General features: G+C 67.0%; 12 protein-coding genes. 9 read left to right on the top strand and 3 right to left on the bottom strand.

Features of this window, described 5'->3' with window-relative positions; translation table 11 throughout:
* Positions 1-4: 4 nt before the first annotated feature.
* The 3 genes from ASF06_RS00205 (at position 5) to ASF06_RS00195 (ending at position 2,249) form a co-directional block, all read left to right on the top strand.
* Positions 5-772, top strand: coding sequence for a PH domain-containing protein (locus ASF06_RS00205; protein ID WP_055941884.1), 768 nt, complete (start codon positions 5-7; stop codon positions 770-772).
* Positions 773-781: 9 nt separating this feature from the next.
* Entirely contained in the window at positions 782-988 is a 207-nt protein-coding gene (locus tag ASF06_RS00200; RefSeq protein ID WP_055923563.1) for a hypothetical protein, read from the top strand.
* A 124-nt stretch (positions 989-1,112) separates the two neighbouring features.
* Entirely contained in the window at positions 1,113-2,249 is a 1,137-nt protein-coding gene (locus ASF06_RS00195; protein WP_157439020.1) for a 5-(carboxyamino)imidazole ribonucleotide synthase, read from the top strand.
* A 7-nt stretch (positions 2,250-2,256) separates the two neighbouring features.
* Here ASF06_RS00195 and ASF06_RS00190 read toward each other — a convergent pair whose 3' ends face one another.
* Together ASF06_RS00190 and ASF06_RS00185 are read right to left on the bottom strand one after the other, a co-directional pair.
* Positions 2,257-3,894 carry a hypothetical protein gene (locus ASF06_RS00190; protein WP_055941879.1) on the bottom strand — a complete coding sequence of 546 codons (1,638 nt, stop codon included), beginning with the start codon at positions 3,892-3,894 and terminating at the stop codon, positions 2,257-2,259.
* Positions 3,891-4,487, bottom strand: coding sequence for an RNA polymerase sigma factor (locus ASF06_RS00185; RefSeq protein ID WP_055941876.1), 597 nt, complete (start codon positions 4,485-4,487; stop codon positions 3,891-3,893). The genes ASF06_RS00190 and ASF06_RS00185 overlap by 4 nt, the downstream gene beginning before the upstream one ends.
* A 93-nt stretch (positions 4,488-4,580) precedes the next feature.
* Between ASF06_RS00185 and purE the strand changes: the two genes are divergently transcribed.
* Together purE and ASF06_RS00175 are read left to right on the top strand one after the other, a co-directional pair.
* Complete coding sequence (purE, locus tag ASF06_RS00180; protein ID WP_055923551.1) at positions 4,581-5,081, top strand: 5-(carboxyamino)imidazole ribonucleotide mutase; 501 nt, start codon at positions 4,581-4,583, stop codon at positions 5,079-5,081.
* A complete protein-coding gene (locus ASF06_RS00175) occupies positions 5,078-6,436 on the top strand; it encodes an LCP family protein (RefSeq protein ID WP_055941873.1) in 1,359 nt (452 codons plus the stop codon). Before purE ends, ASF06_RS00175 begins: the two co-directional genes overlap by 4 nt.
* 66 nt (positions 6,437-6,502) lie before the next feature.
* Here ASF06_RS00175 and ASF06_RS00170 read toward each other — a convergent pair whose 3' ends face one another.
* On the bottom strand, positions 6,503-7,615 hold the full coding sequence (locus ASF06_RS00170) for a glycosyltransferase family 4 protein (RefSeq protein ID WP_326940957.1): 1,113 nt from the start codon (positions 7,613-7,615) through the stop codon (positions 6,503-6,505).
* A gap of 243 nt (positions 7,616-7,858) precedes the next feature.
* Here ASF06_RS00170 and rfbA point away from each other — a divergent pair, with 243 nt between their 5' ends.
* The 4 genes from rfbA to ASF06_RS00150 all read left to right on the top strand — a co-directional run bounded on the left by rfbA (position 7,859) and on the right by ASF06_RS00150 (position 12,255).
* Entirely contained in the window at positions 7,859-8,725 is an 867-nt protein-coding gene (gene rfbA, locus ASF06_RS00165; protein WP_055923541.1) for a glucose-1-phosphate thymidylyltransferase RfbA, read from the top strand.
* 89 nt (positions 8,726-8,814) lie between these two features.
* Entirely contained in the window at positions 8,815-9,999 is a 1,185-nt protein-coding gene (gene rffA, locus ASF06_RS00160; RefSeq protein ID WP_157439019.1) for a dTDP-4-amino-4,6-dideoxygalactose transaminase, read from the top strand.
* 98 nt (positions 10,000-10,097) lie between these two features.
* Entirely contained in the window at positions 10,098-11,336 is a 1,239-nt protein-coding gene (locus ASF06_RS00155) for a lipopolysaccharide biosynthesis protein (RefSeq protein WP_055941862.1), read from the top strand.
* Entirely contained in the window at positions 11,326-12,255 is a 930-nt protein-coding gene (locus ASF06_RS00150; protein WP_055941860.1) for a glycosyltransferase, read from the top strand. The genes ASF06_RS00155 and ASF06_RS00150 overlap by 11 nt, the downstream gene beginning before the upstream one ends.
* Position 12,256 lies beyond the last annotated feature (1 nt).

Here is a 12,256-nt window from a genome sequence, read left to right as displayed (position 1 = left end):
GCCCATGCCCGCCTCGAAGCAGCCGCGTCCGAGCTTCGGCGCGCTCATTCACGGCTCCGACGCGCCCACCGAGCTCATCGCGGCCGGCGGCTCCGGGCCGCTGCCCCCGGCCCCCGCGCCGTCGGCGGCTGTGTCGTCGGCATACGGCGAGACGGTCGCGACCGAACGCATCCGGCCCCCGCATCGGCCGGGGTCTCGGGCCAAGGTCGCACCGGATGCCGCGGGTGCGGCCGACGAGACGGCCGAGCCCGAGCGGGTGGTCGCGAAGTTCCGAGCGCACGGTCGACGCCTGTTCTTTCCCACGATCTTCCTCATCGCCGTCGCGGGGGCGACGGGGTACTTCTCGAGCTGGTTTCCTGTCGAGTGGCAGAACTGGGCCGTCCTCGCGGCGGGCGCGCTGCTGGCGGTGCTCTTCTTCCTCGTTCCCGCGGTGCGGTGGCTGAGCACCCGCTACGTGATCACGACGAGGCGCATCATTCTGCGCCGCGGCCTGCTCGTGAACACCCGGAGTGAGCTGATGCTGGTGCGCGCCGGCGACATCACGGTTCGCAAGTCGCTGCTGCAGGCCATGTTCCGCTCCGGCGATGTGCGCATCGGCACCGGACCGGGGGAGTTCTCCGTCCTCCGCGATGTTCCGCGTGCCGATCTGGTATCCGAGGTGATCGGCGACCTGCTCGAGTCGCAGCACGTTCCCTCCCACGCGGTGCGGTTCCACCGACCGGATCAGGACAATCCCTGGTGGGACGAGCAGTCGCAGCCCCGATCGGAGTAGCCTCGGGGCATGCTGGAATTCAAGGGCGAGAAGCTCGAACAGGTCTGGGTCGGCAACGAGCACGTGGCGAACATCCGGGAGGCCTCAGGCCACGGTGAGGGCCCGTTCATCATCGAGGCGGTCGACGGGGTCGAGATCCATCAGGCGGCAGACCTGCACCTCGCCGAGCTCTGGGTGGCGCAGCACTCCGACGACATCCTGGGGCGCCCGAACTAAGCCGCCCGTTCCCTGAGCCTGTCGCCCGATAGGCCCCGCCCGTTCTGATCCCGTCGCCCGAACCGGCCCGCCCGTTCCCTGAGCCTGTCGAAGGGATCACCAGCGAATTCGTTAAGCTGTACGGGTGGACTATCGCGTAGGTGTTATCGGTGGCGGTCAGCTGGCTCGAATGATGATTCCCGCGGCGGTGAACCTCGGTCTCGACCTCAGGGTGCTCGCCGAGAACGAGGGGTCGTCGGCTGCACTGGCGGCCAGCGAGGTGGGGGACTACCTCGATCGCGATACCGTGCTGGCGTTCGCCGAGACTGTCGACGTCGTCACCTTCGACCACGAACACGTTCCCCAGCCGATCCTGCGCGCGCTCGTCGAGGCGGGCCACGCCGTGCACCCCGGCCCCGACGCTCTCCTCTACGCGCAGGACAAGATCCTCATGCGCGAGAAGCTCGAGCAGCTGGGCGTCCCGGTTCCGATCTGGGCCGCGGTCTCCGACGCAGACGAGCTCGCGTCGTTCATCGCCGACAACGGCGGGCACGCGGTGGTGAAGACTCCTCGCGGCGGCTACGACGGCAAGGGGGTGCGCGTCGTGACGCATGCCGACGAGGTGGCCGACTGGTTCCTCGCCCTCGCCGAAGACGGCAACGGGGGAGCGCTCCTGGCGGAGGAGCGGGTCGAATTCAGTCGCGAACTGGCACAGATGGTGGCGCGTCGACCCTCGGGAGACATGCAGCTCTGGCCGGTCGTCGAGTCCATTCAGCGAGACGGCGTGTGCGCCGAGGTCATCGCGCCCGCCCCGCGCAGCGCGGGCCGGGTCGCCGACGTGGCCGCCGACATCGCCACCAGCATCGCCGAGGGACTCGGGGTGACGGGCGTCTTCGCCGTCGAGCTCTTCGAGACCACCGACGAGCGCCTCCTCGTGAACGAACTGGCCATGCGACCGCACAACACGGGCCACTGGTCGATCGACGGGTCGACCACGAGCCAGTTCGAACAGCACCTGCGTGCGGTCCTCGACCTGCCGCTCGGCGCCACCGGATGTCGTGACACCTGGTCGGTCATGGTGAACGTGCTCGGCGGCCCGGCCGAAGGATCCCTTGTCGACCGCTACGCCGCCGCGTTCGCCGACCAGCCGACGGTCAAATTCCACAACTACGGCAAGGCGCCCCGACCCGGCCGCAAGGTGGGCCACGTGACCGCGGGCGGCGACGACCTCGACCAGGTTGTGTTCGAGGCGCGTGCCGCCGCGGCTTTCTTCCAGAACTGACCCGAGGTCAGCCGACGGATCGCAGGGTGAAGCCGTCGAAGTAGACGAGGTACCCGCCGGCATAGAACCACCAGAACGCGTCGGTAGGAGTGCTCCAGACCACCGCACCGGTCTGGGCATCGGTTGCTGTTCCGACGCCGTCGACGATGTCGTAGTTCAGGGCGGTGCCGTAGGCCGAGGAGAAATGCCGGGGAACGGCCGAGTCGGCCAGCCTGGCGCCGGTTGCCGAGTCGAACCGGCAGGGGCGGTCGACGTCGTTGCCGATCGTGACAGCAGATCCGTCAGGAGACAGGCGAACCGCGAATTGTCCGTACGCACCCGGAAGGGTGCCGCAGTCCGTGGCATCCGTCTCCCACACCGTCTCACCGGTGAGGCCATCGACAAGGCTGATGCTCGTGGGTGAGCCGATCACGAATTGTCCATTGCCCACCCGCGGGCCGATGTCCACGGGATCGCCCGGGCGGACCGAGGACGTCAGTACTTCGCTCACGCTCGATTCCGGCCCCACTGCTCGTGTCCACAGTTCGTCCCCGTTGTCGTCGGAGCCGTTCAGGGTGCGCGGTGCCTCCGTCTCGTCGTAATCCGACGGGCGGATCGTGTAGCCCGTGAAGAACTCGTAGTCGGTCCGCTCATCGCGGAGCGAGACGGAACCGGAGGTGAGGTCGAGAACGGCCGATGCATAGCGGGTCTGGCTGATCGGAGCGTAGGTGAGTGACGTGAATGTCATCTGGTTGGTGACCTCCCGGGCCGAGACGTCTGTTCCCTCGACACGAGTGCTCCAGATCGGATTCTGAGCATCGCGCGGGTCGAGGCGCTTCACCATCCCGAAGGGCGCTTGGTTCCCGTCGTCGTCGAGCTCGCGGAAGGTGGCGATGACATCCCCGGAGTCGCCAGGGACGGGACTCACCTCGTAGACGTGCTCGTTTCCGCTGCTCGGGGTGAACGGTGCCACCGTCTGACCGGTCGCCAGATCGAGTACTTCGCTGGGGCCCGATCGATCCATCTGGGAGTCGACCAGCACCCGACCCGACGTGCCGAGCAGAGACGTATCCACGTATGCCGAGCCCTGACCTTCGATCTCGGTGTCCCATTTCCAGTCTCGGGTCCACAGCAGTCCGCCTGACGAGGTGTCGACGAGCGAGAGGGTCATTCCGTCGTTCGTCCGGAGGCAACCCGGGTTGTCGTCTGCACGAATCGGCCCGACCTGCACAAGCGCCAACCCGTCGGCGACCGTGTATGCCCGTCGATCCTGACAGGGCTCCGCCGAGTGCGGCATCTCGAGGGTCCATCCCGAGCCGCTCGGAGGGGAGGCGACATCGCGAGGCGCGATCGGGTCGCCTGTCACAGCCGGGCCTGATGAGTCGATCTCATCGGGCGTCGCGGGGGTTGTTGGCGCAGGCGACGCTGTCGGCCCGGTGGTGCTGGTCGGCGAGGCGGGCGGTGCGGCCGTGGGCGCGCCGAAGAGGTGGTCGCGATTCAGGGCGAGGGCGGTGGAGCCGGAGGCGACGACGCCCGTGATGATGAGCCCGGCCAGCAACGCCCGGAGGTGCCTCGTGCGACGCTTCGGCTCCGCCTCGACGTTCTCGATGAGAAGGTGCCGGATCGCAGCACTGCGCTGGGGATCGAATATCGGTGTCTCAGTCATTTTGCACCTCCCGAGGCGATTGCGGTTCGTTCTACTTCGTGGGTCGTGAGCGCCGATAGTCGTTGTTTGGCGCGGGACAATCGTGATTTGACCGTGCCGACGGGAATCCGGAGCGCGACTGCCGCCTCGGCCAGGCTGAATTCTTCGAGCACGCACAGGGTGATGATGTTCTGGTCGTTCGCAGACAGCTGAGCGAATGCGCTGCCGACGCTCCGGCCGCGGCGGGCGGAGTCGATCTCCTCGTCGACACGGTCGAAATCGTGAGTGCCATCGGGCTCGGCCGGAGGAATGCGATCGATGACGGCCTTGTAGCGCCGCACGCTGCGGACGAAGTTGTGCGACACGTTGTTCGTCGTCACGAGCAGCCACCCGATCAGTGTTTCGTTGACGAGCGTCACGGTCTTGCGTCGCCGCCAGAGCTCGAGAAACACCATCGCGGTCACATCCTCGGCGTCATGCGATGAACGCATGAGTCGCAACGCCTGACCGAATACGCGATCGCGGTGCCTGTCGTACACCATGGCGAAAGCCCCCGAATCGCCACCGCGAGCCAGCTCCCAGAGGGCCGGCTCGTTCACTAGTTCTGTGCCCATACCTCATAGTGTCCGGTCGGTGAAAAAAGGTTCCATCGCTGCTGGTGCGTGCCGCAACGGCTTTCTTGCAGAACTGACCTTTACCATGGGCAAATGCCCGCTCTTATGCCTCTCGTCGGTGTCGTCATGGGGTCGGATTCCGACTTCTCCGTGATGGCCGACGCCGTCGCCGTGCTCAGCGACTTCGGTATCGCCCACGAGGTGCAGGTCGTCTCGGCCCATCGCACCCCCGAGAAGATGATCGACTACGGACGTACGGCACGAGAGCGTGGGCTCAAAGTGATCATTGCCGGCGCCGGTGGCGCCGCCCACCTTCCCGGAATGCTCGCGGCGGTCACGACCCTCCCTGTCGTCGGCGTGCCCGTGCCCCTCGCCCGTCTCGACGGCCTCGATTCCCTGCTGTCCATCGTGCAGATGCCCGCGGGCATCCCCGTCGCCACCGTGTCGATCGGCGGCGCGAAGAATGCCGGCCTCATCGCCGTGAGCATCCTCTCGACCTTCGACGACACGCTTGCGGGCAAGCTCGGCGACTACCGCGAAGAGCTCACCGCCCTTGTCGAACAGAAGAACCAGGACCTGCAAGCGCGCCTATGACCACTGTCAACGCACCCATCCGCTATCCGGATGTGGCCTCGCCCAAAGTCATGACCGCCCGAGCCTGGGTGCTGGTCGTGCTGAACTTCGTGCTGCCCGGCTCCGCCCAGGTGCTGGCCGGCAGCAGGCGCCTCGGCCGCTTCGGCCTGGCCTGCACGCTCGGTCTCGTGGGGCTCGCCATCGTGGCGGGTCTCGTCTATCTCATCTGGCCCCAGGTCATCTTCTCGATCTTCACGAACGAGTGGAGCCTGTGGGCCGTGCAGATCCTGCTCATCGCCTATGCCGTGCTGTGGGTGATCCTCGCCCTCGACACCCTGCGCCTGGTGCGCCTCGTACGTACACGGCCGAAGGCACGCGGCTGGATCGCGGCCTTCACCACCGTGCTGCTCGTGCTGTTCGCTGGCGGCGCGGGCTACGGCGCCTACCTCGTTAACGTGACCCGCGACACCGTGGCCTCGATCTTCGCGGTCCAGGCGAACGCCGAGCCTCCCGTCGACGGCCGCTACAACATCCTTCTTCTCGGAGGCGACGCTGGCGCCGACCGCGACGGCCTGCGCCCCGACAGCATCACCGTCGTCAGCATCGAGGCCGACACCGGCCGCGCCACGATGATCGGTGTGCCGCGCGACCTGCAGCAGGTGCCCTTCCCCGAGGGCTCGCCTCTCATCGGCTCCGACTACGACGAGAACGGCACGGGCGTCTACGACTGCGGTTCCGACTGTCAGATCAGCTTCCTCTACCCCCGCGTCGAGGCCTACGACCAAGACCTCTACCCGAATGCCGAGGCCGAGGGCTCGAGTCCGGGTGTCGAGGCCACGAAGGACGCGGTGGAAGGCGCGCTCGGAATCACCATCCAGTACTACGTGCTCATCGACATGCAGGGCTTCGCGCAGCTCATCGATGCCCTCGGCGGCGTCGACATCAACGTCACCGAGCGCCTGCCCATCGGCGGCGACGAGAACCTCGAGCAGGTCGAGGGCTGGATCGAGCCCGGCCTGCAGCACATGGATGGGACGACGGCGCTCTGGTACGCAAGGTCCCGCCACTCCACGAGCGACTACGACCGTATGAGCCGCCAGCGCGAACTGCAGACGGCCATCCTCACGCAGTTCCAGCCGGCCAACGTGCTGTCGAAGTTCCAAGGCATCGCCCAGGCCGGCGCCGACGTGGTGAAGACCGACGTTCCGCAGTCGACCCTGGCGTACTTCCTCGACCTCGCGCTCAAGACGAAAGACCTTCCGATCGACAACGTCGAACTCGTTCCGCCGCTGATCGATCCCGAAGATCCTGACTGGGCCACCGTGAGGCAGTCCGTGACCGACGCCCTCGTGCTCAGTTCGTCGAAGACGCAGTAGGCGGCGACGGCGGCCTCGGCCGGCCCGGCCTGTCAGCGGTCGGCCGGCCAAAGATCAGCCGGCCGGTTAAAGGTCGGCGTGCAGCTGCCAGACCTTCTCGGCCGAGTCGCGCCAACTGAATGCGCGGGCGCGGTCGTATCCGCCCACGGAGAGCCGTTCGAAGAGCTGGGTGTCTCCGAGCACGCGGGTGATGGCCGAGGCGATCCGCTCCGGGTACCCGGCGGGGTCGTCGCGCGCCACCGAGACGCTCGCTCCGGCGGTGACCTCGAGCAGCGCGGGCACGTCGGAGTGGATGACCGGGGTGCCGAAGTTCATGGCCTCGATCACGGGCAGGCCAAATCCCTCGGCGAGGCTGGGGTAGATGAAGAGCGAGGCGCGGTCTAGCAGCAGCGCCAGGTCGGAGTCGGAGACGAATCCGAGGGTGCGCACGCGCTCGGCGGGCAGCCCCGCCTCGGCGACGACGCGGGCGACATCGAGATCGCCCCAGCCGTCGGGACCCGCGATGAGCAGGGGCAGATCGGGCACGCCGGGGCGCGCGAGTGCTGCAATCAGGGGAGCGAGACCCTTGCGGGGTTCCAGCGTGCCCACAGTGAGGATGTACTCGGCGGGCAGATCGAGCTCGGACGCGCGCTCGTCTGCATTCTCGGGAACGACGAGCTTGGAACTGACGGCGCCTCCGATGACACGCACCCGGTCGCCGAAGTTCACGAATTCCCGCAGCTCCGCGGCGACAGCGTGGGTGGGGACGACGATGGCGTCGGCGTAGCGCCGCGCCCGCTTGGCGAGCCCCTTGTGCCAGGCGACGCCGTGCTTGGTGAGCGTCTCGGGGTGGGTCCACGGAACGACGTCGTGGATCGTGACGGCGACCTGCTCGCCGATGGAGTTGACGCGGTCGATCTTGCGCAGAGGGGCGAGCAGGCTGGTGGCATGGATCATGCCGCGGCCTTTCGCCCCGGTCGAGAATCCGTGCTGCCAGGCGCGCGCGAGCTCGCGACGCGGTAGAGACAGTCGCGTGAGACCGCCGAGACCCGGCAGCCGGGCCAAGGTCTCGTCGTAGGTCTCGTCGGGCACCTTCGAGATGATGCCTTCGACATCGCACCCACGAGGTGCCGTGGCGATCAACTCACGTGTCAGTTCTTCCGTATAGCGACCGATGCCCCCCGGTACTGTCGCCACCATCTGATCAATGATCACCCTGAGGGTTGTCATCAGTCTCCAAATACTTCCCGAGTGCGCTACAGAGTGCAGCCCACCGGACACCGTCGCACGGGTTCGAATTCCGCTCGGGACCTGCGACAGGTCTGAGAAACCGGGTGGACAAGCCGCGGGGCGGAACGAACAAAACGACGAACTGTCCGTGGCTCCGACCCTATCAGCCTCCAATGAGGCTTCCTGAGAGGCCGCCCGGTAGACTTCTCGACCATGCGTGGAATCATTCTCGCCGGCGGCTCCGGCACCCGGCTCTGGCCCATCACGAAGGGCATCAGCAAGCAGCTGATGCCTATCTACGACAAGCCCATGATCTATTACCCCCTGTCGACCCTGATGATGGCGGGCATCAACGAGATCCTCATCATCACGACGCCGGAGTACAACGAACAGTTCAAGTCGCTGCTCGGCGACGGTAGCGAGCTCGGCATCCGCCTCGAGTACGCCGTGCAGCCGTCGCCCGATGGCCTCGCCCAGGCCTTCATCATCGGCGAGGAGTTCATCGGCGACGAGAGCGTGGCCCTCGTGCTCGGCGACAACATCTTCCACGGAACAGGCCTCGGCTCCAGCCTGCGCAACAACACGTCGTTCGATGGCGCCCTGATCTTCGCGTACCACGTGGCCAATCCGCGCGCCTACGGCGTCGTGGAGTTCGACGACGCCAACGTCGCCGTGTCGATCGAGGAGAAGCCGGTCGAGCCGAAGAGCAACTACGCCGTTCCCGGCCTCTACTTCTACGACAACTCCGTGGTCGAGATCGCCAAGACGATCGAGCCCAGTGCCCGCGGCGAGCTCGAGATCTCCACGGTCAACGAGCGCTACCTCAAGCAGGGCAACCTGCGGGTGCAGGTTCTCGACCGCGGAACGGCCTGGCTCGACACCGGTACATTCGAGTCGATGGTTCAGGCGACCGAGTTCGTTCGCGTCGTCGAAGACCGGCAGGGCTTCAAGATCGGTTGCATCGAGGAGATCGCCTGGCGCGCCGGCTGGATCTCGGACGAGCAGCTCCGCACTCTTGCCGCACCCCTCGTGAAGAGCGGATACGGGACCTACCTCAACACGCTTCTCGACGCGCGCTGATCGGGCACTAGTACTCGGGGATGATCTTCAGCTTCGACACGCGTCGAATGTAGCTTTCTATGTGTTTGCTCTGAGATGATTCGCAGACCATGCACCAGAACCACAGCGCGTTGTCGTCGCCCTCCACAGTGTCGAAAGACGACGCTGCCATCCTGTTCTCGAGGCCGTTTCACGCACCGCGCGAGATGGAGAATCTGCGCAAGGTCGTGCGCGGGGATCACGCTCATGGCGACGGCGGTTTCACCCGCTCCGCCACCCGGCGTCTCACCGACATCACCGGTGCCCCGGCAGCGTTGCTGACCACCTCCGGTTCGCACGCGCTCGAACTCGCTAGCCGGCTCCTCGACCTGGGCCCTGGCGACGAAGTGATCCTTCCGAGCTTCACCTTTCCCTCGGCGGCCAACGCCATCGCCCTCACGGGCGCCACCTGCGTGTTCGTCGACGTCGACATGCGGCACGGCAACATCGACCCGCAGCAGGTGGCCGAGGCCGTCACCCCCAGAACCAAGGCCATCTCCGTGGTCAGCTACGGCGGGGTCGCCGTCGACTTCGAAGCCATCTCGGCGATCGCCGAGGAGCACGGTCTCGCCATCATCGAAGACAACGCCCACGGCCTGGGCGGCTCCTACCGGGGCCGGGCGCTGGGTACGTTCGGCGTGGTCGGTGTGCAGAGCTTTCACGACACCAAGAACGTGCACTGCGGCGAGGGCGGAGCGATCCTGATCAACGACCTGTCCCTGATGGACCGTGCGGAGATCATGAGAGAGAAGGGCACCGACCGGGCCCGCTTCCTGCGCGGCCAGATCGACAAGTACACGTGGGTCGACATCGGGTCGAGCTACCTTCTGAGCGAGTACAACGCCGCTGTCCTCGACTCGCAGCTCGAGTTGTTTTCGAGCATCCAGCAGAAGAGGCACGCGATCTGGAACAGCTACGCGACCCGGCTGCCCTCCTGGGCGCACGGTGAGAACGTGAGGCTGATGGACATACCGGCCGACCGGCGGCATCCGGCACACCTGTTCTTTCTGCAGGCGCCCGACCACGACTACCAGGTGGCGCTGCTCGCGTACCTGCGGTCGCTCGGCGTCTTCGCGTCATTCCACTACATTCCGCTCGACTCCGCCCCGGCAGGCCTGCGGCACGGCCGTCGCCTGCGCGAGCTCACCCAGAGCCAGAACTTCTCAGACCGTCTCGTGCGCCTGCCCCTGTGGGCCGACATGAGCCAGGGCCAGATCGACCGAGTGATCGAAGCGGTGTCCTCTTTCCACAGGTGAGGCGTCGTCCACAGCAGGGAGTCCCCGCCCGGGGTCCGGGATTGCATCGCTAAGATCGGGGGAGCTTTCCGCCGACGCCCGAGGACGAAGAAACACCCATGAAGACCGTGCTGCTGCGCCTCTCCGGCTTCACGGTGCTGCCTCTGCTGTCGCTCATCACCCCGTTCCTCCTCCTTCCCATCGTCTCGGCCATCGTCGGAGGCGAGGGTGTCTCGAGCGTGATCTCGGGCCAGGCGATCGGCACGTTCGCCGCGACGGCGTTGATGTGGGGCTGGAATGTCGACGGTCCCGTACTGATCGCGCGCGCCGCCACTCCGGCCGAGAGGGCCACGGTCTACCTGCGCAGCGTGCGTACGCGCATCGTACTGCTGGTCTTCGCGCTCCCCATCGCATCGGTCATCGCGGCGTTCGTGGCCGTGCCCGAGTTCCGCGTCGAGGCAGTGTCGATGGCACTCGCGACGGCCCTCGTGGGCATGTCGCCGGCCTGGTTCTGCATCGGCCTCGGGCAGCCCAGGCTGCTCGCCTTCTACGACACCATTCCGCGCTTCCTCGCCACCCTCGTCTCCGTTCCCCTGCTCATGGCGACGCAGCAGGTGTGGAGCTATACGATCGTGCTGGCCGCTGCCACGGGGGTGAGCCTCGTCCTCTTCCACCGCAGGTTCTCGCGCGGGGGCGTCTGGCTGCCGACTCCGCTCGGCGCAGCGCTCCGCGATCTGCGATCGCAGGGTCACACCGCCGGCATCAGCATGGCGGGCAGCGCGTACGCATCCACCCCGGCGCCGATCGCGACGGCGACGACCAGCCCCCTCGCATCCGGAAGCCTGTCGACAGCGGACACCCTCTATAGGTTCGGTCTCTTCACGGTCGTGGCCCTGGGCAACGCACTGCAGAGCTGGACCATCGAGCCGGGCATCGCGAACAGAAGGCAGCGGCACGCGTTCGCCCTGTGGTCGCACGTCGGGCTCGGCGCCGCCGGCCTTGTCATCCTGGTGCTGGCCGGTCCGTGGGTGAGCGAGCTTCTGTTCGCCGGTCAGGCGCGGGCCACCGTCGAAGTGTGCCTCTACTACGGCATCGCCTTCTTCTTCCTCTCGGTCGGCACGCCGCTCATGCGCAACGTGCTGATTCCTGCCGGTCGACAGAGGCTCATCCTGCGGTGGACGCTCGTCTCGGCCGTTCTCGGAATCGGCGCGATGCTCGCCGCCGGCCTCTCGGGCCACGCGCCCCTGATCGCGCTCGGCATGGCGCTCAGCGAGGCGGTGCTCTGTGCGGCACTGGCCGTGCCGGCGTTCCGTGAGCTGCGCCGCGAGAACGAGAAAGAGGAGTCTCATGTCGATTGAGCCTCCCTCGTCGCACAGTGTCGTCGCGATCGTCGCCTCCTACCGCCCCGACGCCGATCTGGTGGCGACGGCGGCGCAGCTGAGGCAGCAGTTCGACCGGGTGATCGTCGTCGACGACGGATCGCCGGTCGAGTTCTCCGGGCGCCTCGACGAGATCGAGGCGACGGGGGTCACCGTGATCCGGCGGCCGCAGAACGCCGGCATCGCCGCGAGCCTCAACGCCGGAATCCAGGCTGCCTATGAGAACGGGCGGCCCGACTTCGTCGTGACCTTCGACCAGGACTCGGTGCCGGTCGACGACTACGCCGAGCGAGCGCTGTCCACGTACAGCGATGCCCGCGCGGCAGGGCGACGGGTCGGTGTCGTCGTCGCCTCGTCGTACAGCGGGAACGCGGTGCACACCCGCGGAGACGTCGCAGGTTTCGCGGTGGCGTTCGACCCCATGCAGTCCGGTTTTGTGATCCCCCGCGAGACCCTCGATTCGATCGGCCATCTCGACGAGGGCCTCGTGATCGACGGCGTCGACAGCGAGTACACGGCGCGGGCACGCGCGGCGGGTCTCGACGTGCTCGTGGGGGCCGGATGCGACATCCGGCACCAGCTCGGACGGCGCGACCCAGCGCGGCTGTTCGGCAGGCCCCTGCGGGTGCTCGATCGTGAACTGAGCTACAACTATCACTCGCCGCAGCGTGTCTATTACATCGCGCGCAACGGCACGACGCTCACCAGGCGCTACCTGCTGAAGGACCCGTCGTGGGTACTGCGCAGGCTCGGCGAGGAGGCGAAGGCGCACCTCCTTCGACTCGCGTTCAGCCCGAATCGGCGTGCGATCGCGGTGGCGATGGCCGCGGGGTATCGGGATTCGTTCCGGGGGCGTACGGGCGTGATCCCGGCGTCGCTGGCACGCCGACTGCGCTGAG

The sequence above is a fragment of the Agreia sp. Leaf244 genome, assembly GCF_001422695.1.
In the GTDB taxonomy this organism is placed as follows: domain Bacteria; phylum Actinomycetota; class Actinomycetes; order Actinomycetales; family Microbacteriaceae; genus Agreia.
Note: the sequence above shows the minus strand (reverse complement) of the source record. Positions and strands in the feature narration are given on the sequence as shown.